1 protein-coding gene is annotated in these 23,704 nt (G+C 72.9%); it reads left to right on the top strand.

Going from position 1 to position 23,704, the window contains the following annotated elements; all coding sequences use genetic code 11:
* Window positions 1-118 precede the first annotated feature (118 nt).
* Entirely contained in the window at window positions 119-23,704 is a 23,586-nt protein-coding gene (locus tag OHQ87_RS13125; RefSeq protein ID WP_328348248.1) for a type I polyketide synthase, read from the top strand.

Genomic DNA, 23,704 nt, shown 5'->3' with positions numbered 1-23,704 from the left:
GGTGAGTGCGCCTCCGCGCCGCCATCGGTCGCTGCCTGTCGAAGATGCCGGGCCGGATCGACGGCTTCCTCAGTGTTCGGCGGAAATCGATCGGTAGCAAGTTCCGGGCGGGTGGGTCATGGCGGACGAAGAGAAGCTCCTCGAACACCTGAAGTGGGTGACCACGGAACTCCGCCAGGCGCACCGGCGCCTGCGGGAACTGGAGGACGCCGAAGCCGAGCCGATCGCCGTCGTGGGCATGGCGTGCCGCTTCCCCGGCGGCGTCAGCTCGCCGGAGGAGCTGTGGGACCTCGTCGCCGCCGGCACGGACGCGACCGGGACGTTCCCCACGGACCGCGGTTGGGACCTGGCCGCGCTGTACGACCCGGACCCGGACCACCCGGGCACCTCGTACAGCGACCGGGGCGGCTTCCTGCGCGACGCCGGTCACTTCGATCCCACCCTGTTCGGCATCTCGCCCCGCGAGGCGCTGGCCATGGATCCCCAGCAGCGGCTGCTGCTGGAGACCACCTGGGAGGTCTTCGAGCGCTCCGGCATCGACGTGGGCACCCTGCGCGGCAGCCGCACCGGGGTGTTCGTCGGCACCGCCGGCCAGGACTACGCGTCCGTGCTGGGTCGCCTGCCGGAGGGCGTCGAGGGGTACGTGCTGACCGGCACCGCCGCGAGCGTCATCTCCGGACGGCTCGCCTACACGTTCGGGCTGGAGGGCCCGGCCGTCACCATCGACACCGCCTGTTCGTCGTCGCTGGTCGCCCTGCACCTGGCCGGTCAGGCCCTGCGGGACGGTGAGTGCACCCTCGCCGTCGCCGGTGGCGTCAGCGTGATGGCCACCCCCGGTGGGTTCGTCGAGTTCTCGCGCCAGCGCGGCCTCGCCTCCGACGGGCGCTGCAAGGCGTTCTCCGCCGACGCGGACGGCACCGGCTGGGCCGAGGGCGTCGGCATGGTGCTCGTGGAGCGGCTTTCCGACGCCCGGCGCAACGGCCACCCCGTGCTCGCCGTCATCCGGGGCAGCGCCGTCAACCAGGACGGGGCCAGCAGCGGCCTCACCGCCCCGAACGGCCCCGCGCAGCAGCGCGTCATCCGGCAGGCCCTCGAGAACGCCCGGCTCACCCCCGCCGACGTCGACGTCGTCGAGGCGCACGGCACCGGCACCCGGCTGGGTGACCCGATCGAGGCCCAGGCCCTGCTCGCCACGTACGGCCGGGAGCGACCCGCCGACCGGCCGCTCTGGCTCGGCTCCCTGAAGTCGAACATCGGGCACACCCAGGCGGCGGCCGGGGTGGCCGGTGTGATCAAGATGGTCATGGCGATGCGGCACGGGCTGCTGCCGGCGACCCTGCACGTGGCCGAGCCCACCCCGCACGTCGACTGGACGGCCGGCGCGGTCTCCCTGCTCGCCGAGGCCCAACCGTGGCCCGAAACGGACGGGCCGCGCCGCGCCGCCGTCTCGTCGTTCGGCATGAGCGGCACCAACGCCCACCTCGTGCTGGAACAGGCCGCCGCGTCCGAACCCCCGACCGACGGTACGCCCGGAGCGCGGACGCTGCCGGCGGCCCCGGTCCTGCTCTCCGCCGCGAATCCCGCCGCGCTCCGCGCGCAGGCCGGCCGCTGGGCGGCCTGGCTGGACAGCGACGCGGACCTGCGCCCCCTGGACGTCGGGTTCGCGTCGGCCACCTCGCGGACCACTCTGGACAGCCGGGCCGTCCTGTCGGCCACCGGCCGCGACGACCTGCTGGCCGGGCTGCGGGCGCTGGCGGCGGGGGAGCCGTCGGGTGTGGTGGTCACCGGTCAGGCGGCCGACAGGGGTCCGCTCGCGGTGCTCTTCTCCGGGCAGGGCGCGCAGCGTGCCGGCATGGGCCGGGAGCTGTACGCGGCGTTCCCGGTGTTCGCCGCCGTCTTCGACGAGGTCTGCGGGCACCTCGACCGGGCCCTGTCGCAGCCCCTGCGGGCGGTGCTGTTCGCCGACGCGGGCTCGCCGGCGGCGGCGCTGCTGGACCGGACGGAGTTCACCCAGGCCGGGCTGTTCGCGGTCGAGGTGGCGCTGTTCCGCCTGGTGGAGTCGTTCGGGATCGTTCCCGACTTCGTAGCCGGCCACTCGGTCGGGGAGATCGTCGCCGCGCACGTGGCGGGGGTGCTGTCCCTGGAGCACGCCTGCGCGCTGGTCGCCGCCCGTGGCCGGTTGATGCAGGCTCTGCCGGCCGGTGGCGGCATGCTCGCGGTGGCCGCGCCGGAGGCCGACGTGGCCGCTTCGATCGAGGGGTCGACCGACCGGGTGGGGATCGCGGCCGTGAACGGCCCGTCGGCGGTCGTCGTGTCGGGTGCCGTCGAAGCGCTGGACGAGGTGGAGCGGGTCTGGCGGGACCGGGGTGTGCGCACCCGCCGGCTCACCGTCAGCCACGCCTTCCACAGCCCGCTGATGGAACCGATGCTGGCGAAGTTCCGGGCGCTGCTGACCCGGCTCACCTTCTCCGCGCCGGTGCTGCCCGTGGTGTCGCACCTGACCGGTGCCCTCGCCGACGGCGACGACCTCCGCACCCCCGACTACTGGGTGCGCCACGTCGTCGACGCGGTCCGGTACGCCGACGGGATCACCGCGCTCCGCGCCGCCGGGGTGGACACGTTCCTGGAGGTCGGCCCGCAGAGCGTCCTGACCGCGATGACCGCCGACGCCCTGCCCGGCGACGACGTCCTCGCCGTCGCCGCCCAGCGCCGGGACCGGTCCGAGGTGATCGGCCTGCTGGGTGCCCTGGCCGAACTGCACGTCCATGGCGTGCCGGTGACCTGGGCGTCGTGGTTCGCCGGTGGTGGTGCGGTGCGGGTGGACCTGCCGACGTACGCGTTTCAGCGGGAGCGGTTCTGGCCGGTGGTGTCGGCGTGGCGGGTGGGTGATGTCTCGGGTGCTGGTCTGGGTGTGGCGGGGCATCCGTTGTTGGGTGCGGCGGTGCGGTTGGCTGGTGATGGTGGGGTGCTGTTGACGGGTCGGTTGTCGGCCTCGACCCACCCGTGGCTGGCCGACCACGTGGTGTCGGGTTCGGTGGTGGTGCCGGGTACGGCGTTTGTGGAGTTGGTGGTGCGGGCTGGTGATGAGGTGGGTGCGTCGCGGGTTCGGGAGTTGACAGTTGCGGCGCCGATGCATCTGCCGGCTGTCGGTGGGGTTCGGGTGCAGGTGCGTGTTGGTGATGCTGATGGTGCCGGTGGTCGGGATGTGGCGGTGTACTCGCAGCTCGACGACGACGTCGACGCCGAGTGGATCCGGCACGCCGAGGGCGTGCTCGAACCCGCGACGGCCGACGAGCCGGTCCTGCCGGTCTGGCCGCCGGCCGGGGCGTCCGAGGTGGAACTCGCCGGCTGGTACCCGACGTTCGCGGAGCACGGCCTGTCGTACGGGCCGGTGTTTCAGGGGTTGCGTCGGGTGTGGTCGGGTGATGGCGAGGTGTTCGCCGAGGTGGTTCTGCCTGATGGTGTGGTGGACGTGTCGGGGTTCGGGGTGCATCCGGCGTTGTTGGATGCGGCGTTGCATCCGGTCGGGTTGTTGCTGGCGGGGGACGGGGCGTCGGGTCCTCGGGTGCCGTTCGTGTTCGAGGGTGTGCAGGTGTATGCCTCGGGTGCTCGTGTGTTGCGGGTGTGGTTGAGGCGGGTGGGTTCGGGTGTGCGTCTGGTGGCGGTGGACGAGTCGGGTGCGCCGGTGGTGTCGGTGGACTCTCTCGTCCTGCGGGAGATGGGTGCCGCCTCCGCGCCGAGCGCGGTGGACCGTTCCCTGTTCGAGGTCTCCTGGCACGTCGAGGACGTCGCGCCGGTCGCGGCGCTGGTCAGCTCGGCGGTGCTGACGACCGGTGACGCCGCGCTCGGCGTCGACCTGCCCGGGGTGTCGGCGTACGCGGACGTGGCGGCCCTGCTCGCCGCCGTCGAGGCGGGGGAGCCCTCACCGACGTTGCTGCTGCTGCCGACGCGGGACGTCACCGGGGTCCCGGTGCCGGAGGCGGTCCGGGCGTCGACCGTGGACGTCCTGGTGACGGTGCAGGCGTGGCTGGCGGCGGACGCGCTCGCCGACTCCCGGCTGGTGGTGTTCACCCGGGGCGCGATGGCGGTCGGCGACGAGGACCGGGCTGTCGATCCGGCCGGTGCGGCGGTGTGGGGTCTGCTGCGGTCGGCGCAGTCCGAACACCCGGGCCGCATCGTCCTGGTCGACCTGGACGGTGTCCTGGACGTCGACGCCGCTGCGCTGGTCGCGGCGGTGGCCGGCGACCCGACCCCGACCGGCGACCAGCTCGCGATCCGCGGCGGCACCGTCTTCGTACCCCGGTTGACCCGCCTCACCGGCGACGACCTGGTGCCCCCGGCGTCGGGCCTCTGGCACCTCGCGCCGGTCACGCCCGGCACGCTGGACGGCGTCGACCTGGTGCCCGCCCCGGCTCTGCCGCTCGCGCCGGGGCAGGTGCGCATCGCGGTGCGGGCCACAGGCGTGAACTTCCGCGACGTGCTGATCGCGCTCGACATGTACCCGGACCCGGCGGCCCGGATGGGCAGCGAGGGCGCGGGCGTGGTGCTGGAGGTCGGTCCGGACGTCGACGACCTCGTGCCCGGCGACCGGGTCATGGGCATGTTCGAGCCCGGGTTCGGCCCCCAGGTGGTGGCGCAGCGGGAGCGGGTGGCCAGGATCCCCGCCGGCTGGTCGTACGCCCAGGCCGCCTCCGTCCCGCTGGTCTTCCTGACGGCGTTCTACGCGTTGCGCGACCTGGCTGGTCTGCGGGCCGGTGAGTCGGTGCTGGTCCATTCGGGTGCCGGTGGTGTGGGTATGGCGGCGATCCAGCTCGCCCGGCATTTCGGTGCGACGGTGTATGCGACGGCGAGTCCTGGGAAGTGGGGCGTTCTGCGGGAGTTGGGGGTCGCGCCGGAGCGGATCGCGTCGTCGCGGACCACGGAGTTCGAGGGCGTGTTCCTGGCCGCGTCGGGTGGTTCGGGTGTGGACGTGGTGCTCGACGCGCTGGCCGGTGAGTTCGTGGACGCGTCGTTGCGGTTGTTGCCGCGTGGTGGTCGGTTCGTGGAGATGGGCAAGACCGACGTCCGGGACGCCGATGTGGTGGCGGAGCAGTATCCGGGTGTCGCTTATCGGGCGTTCGATCTGAACGAGGCGGGTGGTGTTCGGATCGGGCAGATGCTGGCCGAGTTGTTGGGGTTGTTCGAGCGGGGTGTGCTGCGGCCGTTGCCGATCCGGGTGTGGGATGTGCGGGAGGCGCGGGGGGCGTTGCGGTACATCAGTCAGGCCCGGCACGTGGGCAAGGTGGTGCTCACCGTGCCTGCCCCGGTGGACCCGGAGGGCACGACGCTGGTCACGGGTGCGTCGGGCACTTTGGCGGGTGTGGTGGCGCGGCATCTGGTCGCCACCGGGCAGTCCCGCCGTCTGCTGTTGGTGTCGCGTCGTCTGCCCGCCGAGGGCAGCGACTACGCAGCGTCGGTCGCGGAGCTGACCGGCGCGGGCGCGGTCGTGATGCCGGTGGCTGTGGACGTCGCCGATCCGGCGCAGGTCGCCGCTCTGGTCGCGGGTGTGGACCCGGCGCATCCGTTGACCGCGGTGGTGCACTGCGCGGGGGTCATCGCCGACGCGACGATCACCTCCCTCGACGCGGACGCCGTGGCCACCGTCATGCGGCCGAAGGTGGATGCGGCGTGGGCGTTGCACGAGGCGACGGCGGGGTTGGACCTGTCGGCGTTCGTGATGTTCTCGTCGATCGCGGCGACGCTCGGTTCGCCCGGTCAGGGCAACTACGCGGCGGGAAACGCGTTCCTCGACGCCCTCGCGTCCTACCGGCGGGCGGACGGACTGCCGGCCACCAGTATCGGCTGGGGCATGTGGGCCGCCACCAGCAGCATGACCGCCCACCTCGACCGGGACGACGAGCAGCGGCTGAGCCGACTCGGCATGACCGGCCTCACCGCCGCCGAGGGCGCCGCCCTGTTCGACGCCGCGACGGCCAGGGCACTGCCGGCGATCGCTGCGGCCCGCCTCCGGATCACCGGGGACGCCGGACAGGTTCCGCCGATCCTGCGGCTGCTCGCCCGATCGGGCGGACGCCGCCAGGCCGGCGGCCCGACCGGCACCGGTGGCTCTTCCTGGCGTGACCGGCTGGTCGGGCTGTCGCAGGACGAGGCCCGTCGGTTGCTTGTGGAGTTGGTCTGTGCCCAGGCGGCGGCGGTGCTGGGGCATGCGTCGGCGCAGGCGGTGCCGGGTGGTCGGGCGTTCAAGGAACTCGGGTTCGACTCGTTGACCTCGGTGGAGCTGCGGAACCGGTTGGCCTCGGTGACCGGGCTGCGGCTCTCCGCGACCCTCGTCTTCGACTACCCGACACCGGCCCGGCTCGCCGAGCACCTGCACGAGCGGCTCGACGAGACCAGCAGCGGCGACCGGCCCGTGGCCCCGACCGCCGGTACGGCGGCCTCCGACGAGCCCATCGCGATCATCGGTATGGCCTGCCGCTACCCGGGTGGGGTGGCGACCCCCGAACAGTTGTGGGCTCTGGTCGCCTCGGGTGGGGACGCGATCGGCGGTTTCCCCACCGACCGGGGTTGGGACCTGGAGACCCTCTACGACCCGGACGCCGACCGGGCGGGGACGTCCACCACCCGGCAGGGTGGCTTCCTGTACGACGCGGCCGAGTTCGATCCGGGTTTCTTCGGCATCTCGCCCCGTGAGGCGCTGGCGATGGATCCGCAGCAGCGGTTGCTGTTGGAGACCTCGTGGGAGGCGTTCGAGTACGCCGGCATAGACCCCACCAGCGGACACGGCACCATCACCGGTGTCTTCATCGGTGCCGCCTCCTCCGGCTACGCCGCCAGCGGCAGCGACGGCCTCGACGGGCTCGAAGGCCACCTGTTGACCGGCACCGCCGGCAGTGTCGCCTCCGGCCGGGTCGCGTACACCTTCGGTCTGGAGGGGCCGGCGGTGACTGTGGACACGGCGTGTTCGTCGTCGCTGGTGGCCCTGCACCTGGCCGCGCAGGCGCTGCGCTCCGGCGAGTGCGAGATGGCCCTCGCCGGTGGCGTGGCGCTGATGGCCGCTCCGGGCATGTTCTCCGAGTTCTCCCGCCAGGGCGGTCTCGCTCCGGATGGTCGGTGCAAGGCGTTCGCCGGGGGTGCGGACGGCACTGGTTGGGGTGAGGGTGTGGGCATGCTCCTGGTGGAGCGGCTGTCCGACGCCCGGCGGCGTGGGCACCGGGTTCTTGCGGTGGTGCGGGGTAGTGCGGTGAACCAGGATGGTGCGTCGAACGGTCTCACTGCGCCGAATGGTCCGTCGCAGCAGCGGGTGATTCGTCAGGCGTTGGCCAACGCGCGGCTGACCACCGCTGATGTGGACGCGGTGGAGGCGCACGGCACGGGTACGACGTTGGGTGATCCGATCGAGGCGCAGGCGTTGTTGGCGACGTATGGGCAGGGTCGGTCGGGGGGTCGGCCGTTGTTGTTGGGGTCGGTGAAGTCGAATCTTGGTCATACGCAGGCGGCTGCGGGTGTGGCGGGTGTGATCAAGATGGTTATGGCGATGCGGCATGGTCTGGTGCCGGCGTCGTTGCATGTGGATGAGCCGTCGCCGCATGTGGACTGGTCGGCGGGGGCGGTGGCGTTGGCGACGGAGGCGATGCCGTGGCCGGTGGTGGATCGGCCGCGTCGGGCGGCGGTGTCGTCGTTCGGGATCTCCGGCACGAATGCGCACGTGATCATCGAGCAGGCCCGGGTCGACACCCCGACGCCCCGCCCCGAGCGTCCCGCCGCGTTGCCCGGGTTGGTCGCCGTCGACGCCGTACCGCTGCCCGTCTCGGCGCGCAGTGCCCGCGCGCTGCGCGACCAGGCGGCGCGGATCCGCGACCACCTCGCCGAGCACCCGGACCTGGACCTGCTCGACCTCGGGTACTCGCTCGCCACCGGCCGCGCGCACCACCCGTACCGGCAGGTCGTGGTCGCCGCCGACCGCGACGACGCGCTGACCGGGCTCGCCACCCTGGTTGAGGCGGACCATCGCGTCAGCATGGGCGACGGCACGTCCAAGGTCGTTTTCGTCTTCCCCGGCCAGGGCTCCCAGTGGACCGGCATGGCCCTCGACCTCCTCGACTCCTCGCCGGTCTTCCGGAGCCGGATGCGGGAGTGCGCGGCGGAGCTGTCCCGACTGGTCGACTGGTCCGTCGAGGACGTCCTGCGGGGCTCCCCGGGCGCCCCGCCCATGGACCGCGTCGACGTCGTCCAGCCGCTGCTCTTCTCCGTCATGGTCTCCCTCGCCGAGGTGTGGAAGGCCTGCGGCGTCCGGCCGGACGCGGTCATCGGCCACTCGCAGGGCGAGATCGCCGCCGCCTGCGCCGCCGGCGCGCTCACCCTTCCCGACGCCATCCGTCTGATCGTGGCCCGCAGCCGGGGCCTGCTCGCCATCTCCGGGCTCGGCGGCATGGTCTCCGTGCCGCTCTCCGCCGCCGACACCGGGCAGCTCATCGCGCCCTGGGCGGACACCATCTCCGTCGCCGCGCTGAACGGGGCAGGCGTCACCGTCGTCTCCGGCGACGCGACGTCCGTCGCCGAACTGCTCGCCACCTGCACGGAGCGCGGCATCCGGGCCCGGCAGATCGCCGTGGACTACGCGTCCCACTGCGGCCACGTCGAAGCGGTCCGTGAGGACCTGGCCGTGGCACTCGGCACGATCGAGTCCCACCCCACCGAGGTTGCCTTCCACTCCACCGTCACCGGCGATCGCGTCGACACCACGGAACTGGACGCCGACTACTGGTACCGCAACCTGCGCGAGCCGGTCCGCCTCGCCCCCGTCGTCGACGCCCTGATCGCCGCCGGCCACCGGACGTTCGTCGAGGTCAGCCCGCACCCCGTGCTCAAGGTGGTGGTACAGGACGCGCTCGACCGGGCCGTCGCCGACCCGGCCGGCCAGCACCCGGCCGCCGGGCAGCCCGGCGTCGTGGTCGGCTCCCTGCGCCGCGACGAGAACGGCCCCCGCCAACTCCTCACCGCTCTCGGCAGCCTGCACGCGGCCGGCGTACCCGTCGACTGGGCAGGCGTCTTCGCCGGTGGTGGTGCGGAGCGGGTGGATCTGCCGACGTATGCGTTCCAGCGGGAGCGGTTCTGGCCGGAGGTGGTGGCCTGGCGTTCGGGTGACGTGTCGGGGGCGGGGCTTTCGGCGGCGGGGCATCCGTTGCTGGGTGCGGCGGTGCGGCTTGCCGGCGACGGCGGGGTGGTGTTGACGGGTCGGTTGTCGGCCTCGACCCACCCGTGGCTGGCCGACCACGTGGTGTCGGGTTCGGTGTTGGTGCCGGGTACGGCTCTGGTGGAGTTGGTGGTGCGGGCGGGGGACGAGGTCGGTGCCTCCCGGGTTCGGGAACTGACGGTTGCTGCACCGTTGCGGTTGCCGGCTGTGGGTGGTGTCCGGGTGCAGGTGCGTGTCGGTGCGGTCGAGGCCGGTGGGCGGGATGTGGCGGTGTATTCGCAGCCGGAGGAGGATCCTGACGCTGGGTGGGTTCGGCACGCCGAGGGTGTGCTGGAGTCCGGCTCGGACGACGGGCCTGGGATCGAGGTGTGGCCGCCGTCGGCCACTGAGACGGATCTGGCTGGCTGGTACGAGGCGTTGGTGGGTCATGGTCTGTCGTATGGGCCGGTGTTTCAGGGGTTGCGTCGGGTGTGGTCGGGTGATGGCGAGGTGTTCGCCGAGGTGGTTCTGCCTGATGGTGTGGTGGACGTGTCGGGGTTCGGGGTGCATCCGGCGTTGTTGGATGCGGCGTTGCATCCGGTCGGGTTGTTGCTGGCGGGGGACGGGGCGTCGGGTCCTCGGGTGCCGTTCGTGTTCGAGGGTGTGCAGGTGTATGCCTCGGGTGCTCGTGTGTTGCGGGTGTGGTTGAGGCGGGTGGGTTCGGGTGTGCGTCTGGTGGCGGTGGACGAGTCGGGTGCGCCGGTGGTGTCGGTGGACTCTCTCGTCCTGCGGGAGATGGGTGCCGCCTCCGCGCCGAGCGCGGTGGACCGTTCCCTGTTCGAGGTCTCCTGGCAGACGGAGGAGATCACTCCGGCCGGGAAGGTCTCCGGTTGGGTCCTGTTGACGGCCGACGGTCGGACCGACGCTGCAGCCTCCCCCGTCGACCTTCCCGGAGTGCCGGCGTACGCGGACGTGGCGGCCCTGCTCGCCGCCGTCGAGGCGGGGGAGACCCCACCGGAGGTGCTGCTGCTGCCGGTGCCGGCGCCGGCCACCGGGCCGTCCGTCCCCGCAGCCGTCCGGACGCTGACCACCGAGGTCCTCGGGACCGTCCAGGCGTGGCTCGCCGCCGACGTGCTCGCCGACTCCCGCCTGGTGGTGCTCACCCGGGACGCGGTGGCGGTGCAGCCCGGCGACCGGACCGGTGACCTCGCGGGTGCGGCGGTGTGGGGTCTGCTGCGGTCGGCGCAGTCGGAACATCCGGGTCGCATCGTCCTGGCCGACCTCGACCGTGGAGCCGACGCCGACACGCTGGCGGTGCTCGCGACGGTGGCCGGCGATCCGGCCCCGACCGGCGGCCAGCTCGCGATCCGCGGCGGCACCGTCTTCGTACCCCGGGTCACCCGACCGGCCGCCGACCGCCTCGTCCCGTCGACCGACCTCTGGCACGTGGCGGCGGTGGAGCCGGGAACGATCGACGGCGTCGGCCTGGTGGTCGGCACCGACCTGCCCCTGGCCGCCGGTCAGGTCCGCATCGCGGTGCGTGCTGCCGGCGTGAACTTCCGCGACGTCCTCATCGCCCTGGGCATGTACCCGGATTCGACTGCGGTGATGGGCAGTGAGGGCGCGGGCGTGGTGCTGGAGGTGGGTCCGGGTGTCGACGACCTGGTGCCGGGGGATCGGGTGTTCGGGCTGTTCGAGCCCGGCTTCGGCCCGCAGGTGGTCGCGCAGCGGGACCGGATCGCGAGGATTCCTATCGGTTGGTCGTTTGTGGAGGCCGCCTCCGTTCCGGTGGTCTTCCTGACGGCGTTCTATGCGTTGCGTGATCTGGCGGGTTTGCGGGTCGGTGAGTCGGTGCTGATTCACTCCGGTGCCGGTGGTGTGGGTATGGCGGCGGTTCAGCTCGCCCGGCATTTCGGTGCGACGGTGTATGCGACGGCGAGTCCTGGGAAGTGGGGCGTTCTGCGGGAGTTGGGGGTCGCGCCGGAGCGGATCGCGTCGTCGCGGACCACGGAGTTCGAGGGTGCGTTCGCGTCGGCGTCGGGTGGTGCGGGTGTGGATGTGGTGTTGGATGCGTTGGCGGGTGAGTTCGTGGACGCGTCGTTGCGGTTGTTGCCGCGTGGTGGTCGGTTCGTGGAGATGGGCAAGACCGACGTCCGCGACCCGGAACTCGTCGCCGAGCAGCACCCGGGCGTCACCTACCGGGCATTCGAACTCAACCAGGCCGGCGGAACCCGCATCGGGCAGATGCTCGCCGAACTGCTTGCCCTCTTTGAGCGGGGTGTGCTGCGGCCGTTGCCGATCCGGGTGTGGGATGTGCGGGAGGCGCGGGGGGCGTTGCGGCACATCAGTCAGGCCCGGCACGTGGGCAAGGTGGTGCTGACCATTCCCCCTCCGGCGGATCCGGAGGGCACCACGTTGGTCACGGGTGCGTCGGGTGTGTTGGCGGGTGTCGTCGCCCGGCATCTGGTCGCCACGGGGCGGTCTCGTCGTTTGTTGTTGGCGTCGCGTCGTCTGCCGGTGGAGGGCAGTGGTTATGCGGCGTTGGTGGCGGAGTTGACCGGTGCGGGTGCGTCGGTCACGACGGTCGCGGTGGATGTCGCGGATCCGGTGCAGGTCGCCGCTCTGGTCGCGGGTGTGGATGCGGCGTGTCCGTTGACGGCGGTGGTGCATTGTGCGGGTGTGGTGGCCGACGGCACGATCGCTTCCCTGGATGCGGGTGCTGTGGCTGCGGTGATGGGGCCGAAGGTGGATGCGGCGTGGGCGTTGCATGAGGTGACGGCGGGGTTGGATCTGTCGGCGTTCGTGGTGTTCTCGTCGGTGGCGGCGACGTTGGGTTCGCCGGGTCAGGGCAACTATGCGGCGGCGAACGCGTTCCTCGACGCCCTCGCGTCGTACCGGCGGGCCCACGGCCTGCCGGCGGCCAGCCTCGCCTGGGGGCTCTGGGCGACCACCAGCAGCATGACCGCCCACCTCGACGCCAGCGAGCACCGCCGCGCCATCCGTGCCGGCAGCGCTCCGCTCACCGACGTCGAGGGACTCGCCCTCTACGACGCCGCGCAGCGGCACGGTGGGGCGCACGTCGTCCTCATGAAGGTGCCGGCGGTCGCGGACGGGCCGGACGCGGACCGGGTGCCCGCCCTCCTGCGGGACCTCGTGCGGCAGCCCCGCACCCGGCGGCGCTCGGCGGCTCGCGGTGCCGCCGACCTGTCGGCGGCCGAGCGGCTCGCCGCGCTCAACCCGGTCGAACGGCGCGGTCAGCTCCTCGACCTGGTCGCCGGCAGCGTCGCGGCGGTGCTCGGTCACCGCTCGGCGGAGACCGTCGACCCGCTGCGGCCGTTCAAGGAGATCGGCTTCGACTCGCTGACCTCGGTCGAGTTGCGCAACCGGCTGGCCTCGGCCACCGAACTGCGGCTGCCCGCCACTGTCGCCTTCGACTACCCGACCCCCGTCGTGCTCGCCGACTTCCTCGACCGCGAGCTCGGTGGTCGGGTCACCCCGGCACCGACCCCGGCCACCACCGCGACGACCGACGTCGACGAGCCGATCGCCATCGTCGGCATGGCCTGCCGGTTCCCCGGCGACGTGCAGACTCCCGAGCAGCTCTGGGACCTGGTCACCGCAGGCGCGGACGTCATCGCGCCGTTCCCCACCGACCGTGGCTGGGACCTCTCCATCCTGCGCACCGAGGCCGAGGACGACACCGCCACCCCGCGCAACGGCGGCTTCCTCTACGACGCCGCCGACTTCGACGCCGGCTTCTTCGGCATCTCGCCCCGTGAGGCGCTGGCGATGGACCCGCAGCAGCGGCTGCTGCTGGAGACCTCCTGGGAGGCGTTCGAGCGGGCCGGCATCGACCCGCACACCGCCCGGGGCAGCAGCACCGGCGTCTACGTCGGCCTGATCTACCACGACTACGCCGGCAAGGCGATCGGCACCTCCGACGAACTCGACGGGTACGTGGGCAACGGCAGCGCCGGCAGCGTCGCCTCCGGCCGGATCTCGTACCTCTTCGGCCTGGAGGGGCCGGCGGTCACCGTCGACACCGCCTGCTCGTCGTCGCTGGTGGCGCTGCACCTGGCCGCCCAGGCGCTGCGGCAGGACGAGTGCGGGCTCGCCCTCGCCGGTGGCGTCAGCGTCATGTCCACCCCCGGCATGCTCGCGGAGTTCTCCCGCCAGCGCGGCCTTTCGCCCGACGGGCGGTGCAAGGCGTTCGGCGCCGGCGCCGACGGCACCGGGTTCGCCGAGGGCGTCGGCATGCTGCTGCTGGAACGGCTCTCCGACGCCCAGCGCAACGGGCGGCGCATCCTCGCCGTCGTCCGGGCCAGCGCCGTCAACCAGGACGGGGCAAGCAGCGGGCTCACCGCCCCGAACGGTCCGTCGCAGCAGCGGGTGATCCGCCAGGCCCTCGCCAACGCCCGGCTCACCCCCGCCGACGTCGACGCCGTCGAGGCGCACGGCACCGGCACCGCCCTCGGTGACCCGATCGAGGCGCAGGCCCTGCTCGCCACCTACGGGCAGGACCGGCCGGAGGACCGTCCGCTGCTGCTCGGCTCGATCAAGTCGAACATCGGCCACGCCCAGGCGGCGGCCGGGGTGGCCGGTGTGATCAAGATGGTCATGGCGATGCGGCACGGGCTGCTGCCGGCGACCCTGCACGTGGCCGAGCCGTCCCCGCACGTCGACTGGACGGCCGGTGCGGTCGAACTACTCGCCGAACCCCGGCCCTGGCCACGGGTGGACCGACCCCGCCGCGCCGCCGTCTCCTCGTTCGGCATCTCCGGCACCAACGTCCACACCATCATCGAGCAGGCCCCCGAGACGTCGACCGCGCCGACCGCACCGGCCCCCGTCGTCTCCGGGGACCTGACCACCCCGTGCGTGCTCTCCGCCCGCACCGGTCAGGCTCTCCGTGGACAGGCGCAGCGGCTCCGTACCTGGCTGGCGGAGCACCCTGGCACCGGGCTGCCCGACCTCGGCCACGCGCTGGCCAGCGGACGCACCGCCTTCGAGCACCGGGCGGTGCTGCTGCCCCGGGACCGGCAGAGTCTCCTCGCCGCCCTCGACACGATCGTCGACGACCAGCCGTCCTCCATCGTCGTGCGCGGTACGGCCCGCACCGGCCGGCTCGCCGTCCTCTTCTCCGGGCAGGGCGCGCAGCGCGCCGGCATGGGCCGTGAGCTGTACGGGGTGTTCCCGGTGTTCGCCGCCGCGTTGGACGAGGTCTGCGGTCACCTGGACGCGCTGCTGCCGCAGCCGTTGCGAGAGGTGCTCTTCGCCACCGGGGGTTCGCCGGAGGCGGAGCTGCTGGACCAGACCGTCTTCACCCAGGCCGGTCTCTTCGCCGTCGAGGTGGCACTGTTCCGTCTCGTCGAGTCGTTCGGGATCGCCCCCGACTTCGTCGGTGGTCACTCGATCGGTGAGATCACCGCCGCCCACGTGTCCGGGGTGCTGTCCCTGGCCGACGCGTGTGCGCTGGTGGCCGCCCGGGGCCGGTTGATGCAGGCACTGCCGGCGGGTGGGGGCATGCTGGCGGTGGCCGCACCGGAATCCGAGGTCACGCAGACGCTCGCCGGTCTGACCGACCGGGTCGGTGTCGCGGCGGTGAACGGTCCGAACGCGGTGGTCGTCTCCGGTGCGGTCGAGGCCCTCGACGAGGTGGAGCGGGTCTGGCGGGAGCGGGGTGCCCGGACGCGTCGGCTGCGGGTGAGTCACGCGTTCCACAGCCCGTTGATGGAGCCGATGCTCGACGGGTTCCGCCGTGTCGTGGCGGAGCTGAGCTTCGCCGCACCGTTGCTGCCGGTGGTGTCGAACCTGACCGGTGGCCTCGCCGACGCCGACGAGATCCGGACCGCCGACTACTGGGTGCGGCACGTCCGCGAGGCGGTCCGCTTCGCCGACGGCATCGGCTACCTGCGGCAGCGCAACGTCGGCACCTATCTGGAGGTCGGGCCGGACGGTGTCCTCGCGGGCATGATCCAGGACTGCCTCGCCGAGGGCGCGGCCGACGGCAGCGGTCCGGTGGTCGTACCGACCCTGCGCAAGGGTCGCACCGAGGCGTCCGCGCTGCTCGCGGCTCTTGCCGAGGCGTACGTCGGTGGCGTCGCCGTCGACTGGACCCCGCTCACCGCCGGCTCCGGTGACCGGCTGGACCTGCCGACGTATGCGTTCCAGCGGGAGCGGTTCTGGCCGGTGGCGGTGGCCTGGCGTGCGGGCGATGTGTCGGGGGTGGGTCTCGCGGCGGCGGGGCATCCGTTGTTGGGTGCGGCTGTCTGGCTCGCCGGTGACGACGGGGTGGTGCTGACGGGTCGGTTGTCGGTGTCGACCCATCCGTGGCTGGTCGATCACGTGGTGTCGGGTTCGGTGGTGGTGCCGGGTACGGCTCTGGTGGAGTTGGTGGTGCGGGCTGGTGACGAGGTGGGTGCCTGCCGGGTGCGGGAACTCACTGTCGCCGCGCCGTTGTACCTGCCGGCTGTCGGTGGCGTGAGGGTGCAGGTGCGTGTCGGTGCGGTCGGGGCCGGTGGGCGGGACGTCGTGGTGTACTCGCAGTCGGAGGAGGACCCTGGTGCCGGGTGGGTTCGGCATGCCGAGGGTGTGCTGGAGCCCGCCTCGGACGTCGGACCGGCGGTTGGCATGTGGCCTCCGTCGGCCACTGAGACGGATCTGGCTGGTTGGTACGAGGCGCTGGTGGGCCATGGTCTGTCGTATGGGCCGGTGTTTCAGGGGTTGCGTCGGGTGTGGTCGGGTGATGGCGAGGTGTTCGCCGAGGTGGTTCTGCCTGATGGTGTGGTGGACGTGTCGGGGTTCGGGGTGCATCCGGCGTTGTTGGATGCGGCGTTGCATCCGGTCGGGTTGTTGCTGGCGGGGGACGGGGCGTCGGGTCCTCGGGTGCCGTTCGTGTTCGAGGGTGTGCAGGTGTATGCCTCGGGTGCTCGTGTGTTGCGGGTGTGGTTGAGGCGGGTGGGGTCGGGTGTGCGTCTGGTGGCGGTGGACGAGTCGGGTGCGCCGGTGGTGTCGGTGGACTCTCTCGTCCTGCGGGAGATGACCGGTGTGGCTGCTGCCCCGGCTGCCGCCTCGCGGTCGCTGTTCGAGGTCACCTGGGAGACCGAGGAGGTCACGCCGGCCGGGGTGCCGACGGGCTGGGCCCTGCTGGGTGCCCCGGACGTCGCTGCGGCCCTGCCTGCGGCCCTGCCTGCGGCCCGGGTCTTCACCGACGTGGCGGAGCTGGTCTCCGCCGTGGCACCGGGAGAGACCGCGCCCGAGGTGGTGCTGCTGCCGGTGCGCGGGGTCGTCGACGCCCCGGTGCCCGAGACGGTGCGCGCCCTGACCGACGAGGTCCTGGCGATAGTGCGGGCGTGGCTGACCGCAGACGTGTTGGCCGACTCCCGCCTGGTGGTGGTGACCCGGGGCGCGGTGGCCGCGCAGGACGACGAGCGGGTGGTCGACCTGGCGGGTGCGGCGGTGTGGGGTCTGCTGCGGTCGGCGCAGTCGGAACACCCGGGCCGCATCGTGCTCGCTGACACGGACGAGACAATCGACGCGCGGGCACTCGGCGTGCTGGTGGCCGTCGCGGCGGACCAGTCCACGGTCGGCGGGCAGCTCGCGATCCGGGGTGACCGGGTGGTGGTGCCCCGGCTCGTCCGGCAGGTCGGCGCGGAACTGACCCCGCCGGCCGACGGCGGCTGGCACGTGGCCACGGTTCGTCCCGGCACCCTGGACGGCGTCGAGATCGTTCCGACCGCCCAGGTCGACCTGGCTCCCGGTCAGGTCCGGATTGCGGTGCGGGCTGCCGGGGTGAATTTCCGTGACGTTCTTATCGCGTTGGGTGTGTACCCGGATTCGGCTGCGGTGATGGGCAGTGAGGGTGCGGGTGTGGTGGTGGAGGTGGGTCCGGGCGTTGTTGACCTGGTGCCCGGCGACCGGGTCATGGGCTTGTTCGAGCCCGGGTTCGGGCCTGAGGTGGTGGCGCAGCGGGAGCGGGTGGCGAGGGTTCCCGCCGGCTGGTCGTTCGTGGAGGCGGCGTCGGTTCCGGTGGTGTTCTTGACGGCGTTCTATGCGTTGCGTGATCTGGCGGGTTTGCGGGCCGGTGAGTCGGTGCTGATTCACTCCGGTGCCGGTGGTGTGGGTATGGCGGCGGTTCAGCTCGCCCGGCATTTCGGTGCGACGGTGTATGCGACGGCGAGTCCCGGGAAGTGGGGCGTTCTGCGGGAGTTGGGGGTCGCGCCGGAGCGGATCGCGTCGTCGCGGACCACGGAGTTCGAGGGCGTGTTCCTGGCCGCGTCGGGTGGTTCGGGTGTGGACGTGGTGCTCGATGCGTTGGCGGGTGAGTTCGTGGACGCGTCGTTGCGGTTGTTGCCGCGTGGTGGTCGGTTCGTGGAGATGGGCAAGACCGACGTCCGCGACCCGGAACTCGTCGCCGAGCAGTATCCGGGTGTCGCTTATCGGGCGTTCGATCTGAACGAGGCGGGTGGTGTTCGGATCGGGCAGATGCTGGCCGAGTTGTTGGGGTTGTTCGAGCGGGGTGTGCTGCGGCCGTTGCCGATCCGGGTGTGGGATGTGCGGGAGGCGCGGGGGGCGTTGCGGCACATCAGTCAGGCCCGGTACGTGGGCAAGGTGGTGCTGACCATTCCCCCTCCGGCGGATCCGGAGGGCACCACGTTGGTCACGGGTGCGTCGGGTGTGTTGGCGGGTGTCGTCGCCCGGCATCTGGTCGCCACGGGGCGGTCTCGTCGTTTGTTGTTGGCGTCGCGTCGTCTGCCGGTGGAGGGCAGTGGTTATGCGGCGTTGGTGGCGGAGTTGACCGGTGCGGGTGCAGCGGTTGCGACCGTGGCGGTGGATGTCGCGGATCCGGTGCAGGTCGCCGCTCTGGTCGCGGGTGTGGATGCGGCGTGTCCGTTGACGGCGGTGGTGCATTGTGCGGGTGTGGTGGCCGACGGCACGATCGCTTCCCTGGATGCGGGTGCTGTGGCTGCGGTGATGGGGCCGAAGGTGGATGCGGCGTGGGCGTTGCATGAGGTGACGGCGGGGTTGGATCTGTCGGCGTTCGTGGTGTTCTCGTCGGTGGCGGCGACGTTGGGTTCGCCGGGTCAGGGCAACTATGCGGCGGCGAACGCGTTCCTCGACGCCCTCGCGTCGTACCGGCGGGCGCGGGGGTTGCCGGCCACCAGCATCGGCTGGGGCATGTGGGCCACGGGTGGCATGGCCGCGCGCCTGGGCACCGACGACCGGCAGCGGCTGGGCCGGCTCGGCATGACCGGCCTCACCGCCGCCGAGGGCGCCGCCCTGTTCGACGCCGCGGTCGCCGGGGCACCGCCGATGGTGGTGGCCGCGCGGCTGCGGATCACCGGGGAGCCCGGGCAGGTCCCGCCGATCCTGCGTCGGTTGGCCCGGACCGGGGCCCGCCGGCAGGCGCGCACCGTCGAGGCAGGCACGGGCACGGCCTGGTCGGAGCGGCTGGCCGGGCTGTCGCAGGACGAGGCCCGTCGGTTGCTTGTGGAGTTGGTCTGTGCCCAGGCGGCGGCGGTGCTGGGGCATGCGTCGGCGCAGGCGGTGCCGGGTGGTCGGGCGTTCAAGGAACTCGGGTTCGACTCGTTGACCTCGGTGGAGCTGCGGAACCGGTTGGCCTCGGTGACCGGGCTGCGGCTCTCCGCGACCCTCGTCTTCGACTACCCGACACCGGCCCGGCTCGCCGAGCACCTGCACGAGCAGTGGGGTCACTCCGGGGCCGCGGCCCCCGCCGCCGCCCGGACCGTCACCCTCCCCGGCGACGACGACCCGATCGCCATCGTCGGGATGGCCTGCCGGTTCCCGGGCGGCGTCTCCAGCCCGGAGCAGTTGTGGAACCTGGTCGCCTCGGGCCGGGATGCCATCGACGGCTTCCCGACCGACAGGGGCTGGGACCTCGACGCGCTCTACGACCCGGATGCGGACCGGGCGGGGACGTCCACCACCCGGCAGGGTGGCTTCCTGTACGACGCGGCCGAGTTCGATCCCGAGTTCTTCGGCATCTCGCCCCGTGAGGCGCTGGCGATGGATCCGCAGCAGCGGTTGCTGTTGGAGACCTCGTGGGAGGCGTTCGAGTCCGCCGGCCTCGACCCCCGCGACACCAGGGTCACCACCGGCGTGTACGCCGGGCTCATCCACCATGACTACGCGGGCCGGCTGGAGGCCTCGGAGGAGCTGGAGGGCTACCTCGTCAACGGCACCGCCGGCAGCGTCGCCTCCGGCCGGGTGGCGTACGTGTTCGGGCTGGAAGGGCCGGCGGTCACCGTCGACACCGCGTGTTCGTCGTCGCTGGTCGCCCTGCACCTGGCCGCGCAGGCGCTGCGGTCCGGGGAATGCGACCTGGCCCTGGCCGGTGGCGTGACCGTGATGGCCACCCCCAGCGCCTTCGTCGGCTTCTCCCGGCAGCGGGGTCTCGCTCCGGACGGTCGGTGCAAGGCGTTCGCCGGGGGTGCGGACGGCACTGGTTGGGGTGAGGGTGTGGGCATGCTCCTGGTGGAGCGGCTGTCCGACGCCCGGCGGCGTGGGCACCGGGTTCTTGCGGTGGTGCGGGGTAGTGCTGTCAATCAGGATGGTGCGTCGAATGGGTTGACGGCGCCGAATGGTCCGTCGCAGCAGCGGGTGATTCGTCAGGCTCTTGCCAACGCGCGGCTGTCGACGGCGGATGTGGATGTTGTCGAAGCTCATGGCACCGGGACCACGCTGGGTGATCCGATCGAGGCGCAGGCGTTGTTGGCGACGTATGGGCAGGGTCGGTCGGGGGGTCGGCCGTTGTTGTTGGGGTCGGTGAAGTCGAATCTTGGTCACACGCAGGCGGCTGCGGGTGTGGCGGGTGTGATCAAGATGGTTATGGCGATGCGGCATGGTCTGGTGCCGGCGTCGTTGCATGTGGATGAGCCGTCGCCGCATGTGGACTGGTCGGCGGGGGCGGTGGCGTTGGCGACGGAGGCGATGCCGTGGCCGGTGGTGGATCGGCCGCGTCGGGCGGCGGTGTCGTCGTTCGGGATCTCCGGCACGAATGCGCATGTGATCATCGAGCAGCCGCCGACGGCGGATGTGACCGAGGCTGCGGAGCTGTGGGTGCCGGTGGTGGTGCCGGTGTTGCTGTCGGCGCGGTCGGAGACGGTCCTGGCCGCGCAGGCGGGCCGGTGGGCCCACTGGCTGGCAGGCGACGAGACGTTGCGTCCGGTGGACGTGGGCTGGTCGTCGGTGATCACCCGGGCGACGTGGGAGCACCGCGCGGTGATCGCGGCGGCCGACCGGACAGAGCTGCTCGTCGGACTGCGCGCGCTCGCCGCCGGTGAGCCGTCGGGCACTGTGGTGACCGGTGCGCAGGGGCCGCGCGGTCAGCTCGCGGTGCTCTTCTCCGGGCAGGGCGCGCAGCGTGTGGGCATGGGTCGGGAGTTGTACGAGGCGTTCCCGGTGTTCGCCACCGGGTTGGACGAGGTGTGCGGCCATCTCGATCCGTTCCTGCCGCAGCCGTTGCGGACTGTGTTGTTCGCCGAGGCGGGTTCGGCGGAGGCGGAGTTGCTGGATCAGACCGTCTTCACCCAGGCGGGGTTGTTCGCCGTCGAGGTGGCGTTGTTCCGCCTGGTCGAGTCGTTCGGGGTCGTGCCGGACTTCGTCGGTGGCCATTCGATCGGGGAGATCACCGCCGCGTACGTGGCCGGGGTGCTGTCGTTGGCCGACGCGTGTGTGCTGGTGGCGGCGCGGGGTCGGTTGATGCAGGCGCTGCCGGTCGGGGGCGGGATGCTCGCGGTGGGTGCGTCCGAGGAGGCGGTCGCCGAGACGCTTGTGGGCCGGGCCGACCGGGTCGGCCTCGCCGCGGTGAACGGCCCGTCGGCCGTGGTCGTCTCCGGGGTGGCCGACGCCTTGGACGAGGTGGAGCGGATCTGGCGGGAGCGGGGTGCGCGGACGCGTCGGTTGACGGTGAGCCATGCGTTCCACAGCCCGCTGATGGAACCGATGCTCGCCGAGTTCCGGGCCGTGGTCGCGGGGCTGACCTTCACGTCACCGCTACTGCCTGTGGTGTCCAACCTGACCGGTGCGCTCGCCGACGCCGAGGAGCTCCACGACCCGGACTACTGGGTCCGCCACGTGCGGGAGACCGTCCGCTTCGCCGACGGGATCACAGTGCTCCGCAAGGCGGGCGTGGACACGTTCCTGGAGATCGGGCCGCAGAGTGTGCTGACCGCGATGGCCGCCGACGTGCTCCCCGGTGACGAGGACGTGCTCGCCGTGGCCGTCCAGCGGCGGGACCGCGCCGAGATGACCGGACTGGCGGCCGCGCTGGGCGAGTTGCACGTGCGCGGGCTGCCGGTCAGGTGGGAGCCGTGGTTCACCGACGCGCGCCGGGTGGATCTGCCCACGTATGCGTTCCAGCACCAGCGGTTCTGGCCCGAGCCGGCGAAGCCGCAGGGCCCGGTCGTGGACGCGGGGGACACCGAGTTCTGGGCCGCCGTCGAGGGTGGTGACCTCACCGTCCTCACCGACCAGCTCGGTGCCGACGCGGTGGACGCCCTCACTCCGGCCCTGCCCGCCCTGACCTCCTGGCGGCGGGCCCGGACCCGCGACACGGCGGTGAACGGCTGGTCGTACCAGGTGGGATGGCGACGGGTCGACCTCGGTGACCCGACGACGGCGGGCGGCGGCTGGCTGCTCGTCGGCCCCGCCGGCGACCCGGCGGAGGAGCAGGTGACCGCCGCGCTGACCGCCGCAGGTGGGGAGGTCCGGCGACTGGTCGTCGATCCGGCCACCGTCGGCCGTGGCGGCCTGACCCGCCGGTTGACCAGCGCGTTGGCCGACGGACCGCTCGCCGGCGTGGTCTCACTGCTCGGCCTGGCCGACGAGCCCCACCAGGGACAGCCGGCTGTGCCGGCCGGCGTCGCGGCCACCCTGCTGCTGGTCCAGGCACTGCACGACGCCGGTGCGGCGGCCCTGCTGTGGTGCGTCACCCGGGGCGCGGTCGGCACCGGCACCGACGACCCGGCGCGCAGCGCCGCCCAGGGGGCCCTGTGGGGCATGGGCCGGGTCGCCGGCCTCGAACTGCCGCAACTACGGGTGGGTCTGCTGGACCTGCCGGAGCGGGACGCCGACCCGGTCCGGCTGGCGGCGGCGCTCACCGCCGCCGGCGACGAGGACCAGCTCGCGGTCCGGCCGACCGGCGTGTACGCGCGCCGGCTGACCCGGGCCACCCCCGCCGACCCGGCGGCGGCCGACCGCTGGCAACCCTCCGGCACGGTGCTGGTCACCGGCGGCACGGGCGCGCTCGGCGCGCACGTGGCCCGCTGGGCGGCCGGCCACGGCGCCGCGCACCTGGTGCTGACCGGCCGGCGCGGCGACGCCGCCCCCGGTGCGACGGAACTGCGCGACGAGTTGACCGCCCTCGGGGCCCGGGTCACCATCGCCGCCTGTGACGTGGCCGACCGGAACGCGGTGGCCGCACTGCTCGCCGGGATCGACGACGACCCGGCACCCCTGACCGCTGTGGTGCACGCGGCCGGGCTGAACGACGTGGCCCCGCTGGTCGACACCGACCTGGAGCGGCTGGCCGGGGTACTGGCCGCCAAGATCGCCGGGGCGGCGCACCTCGACGAGCTGCTCGGCGACCGTCCGCTCGACGCGTTCGTCCTCTTCGCCTCGATCGCCGGGGTGTGGGGCAGCGGCGGCCAGGCCGGCTATGCGGCAGGCAACGCGTACCTCGACGCCCTGGCCGAGCGGCGACGTGCCCGTGGCCTCGCCGCCACCTCGGTGGCGTGGGGGCCCTGGGCCGACGGCGGCATGGCCACCGACGACGCCCGGCGGGAGCTGGCCCGGCGTGGCCTGCGGGCCATGTCGCCGGCCGACGCGGTGCACGCCCTGCGGGTGGCCGTCGGACGTGGACGGCCCTGCCTTACCGTGGTCGACGTCGACTGGGCGACGTTCGCCCCGGCGTACGAGTCAGCCGGGCCGCGTCCGCTCCTGGCCGACCTGCCCGAGGCCCGTCCGGCCGTCGGCCCGGCCGAGGACACCGCGACGGCCGACGGTGGCCGGTCGCTGCGCGAGCGGCTGCTGGCCCTGCCCGGCGACGAGCGGGACCGCCACCTCACCGACCTGGTCCGCGCCGAGGCGGCGGCCGTGCTCGGCCACACCGGTTCCGAGCTGGTCAAGCCGGGGCGGGCGTTCAAGGAACTGGGCTTCGACTCGTTGACCGCCGTGGAACTGCGCAACCGGCTCGCCCGGCTCACCGGCCTGTCCCTGCCCACCACGCTGGTCTTCGACTACCCCGCCCCGGTGGCCGTGGCCGGGCACCTGCTCGCCGAGTTGGTGCCCGAGGCGCAGCGGGAGGAGGCGGCCGACCCGGCGGAGACGGCGGTGCGGCAGACCCTCGCCACCATCCCGCTGGCCCGCATCCGCGAGGCCGGACTGCTGGACCTGCTGCTCAACCTGGCCAACGGCGACGACACCGACCACACCTCCACCGACGAGGTCGACATCGACGAGATGGACGCCGACACCCTCATCAGGCTGGCGCTCGACGGCTCCGAGTCCTGA

The organism is Micromonospora sp. NBC_00421, assembly GCF_036017915.1.
Classification (GTDB): domain Bacteria; phylum Actinomycetota; class Actinomycetes; order Mycobacteriales; family Micromonosporaceae; genus Micromonospora.
The sequence above is the reverse complement of the archived record's forward strand: the minus strand, read 5'-3'. Positions and strand labels throughout refer to the sequence as shown.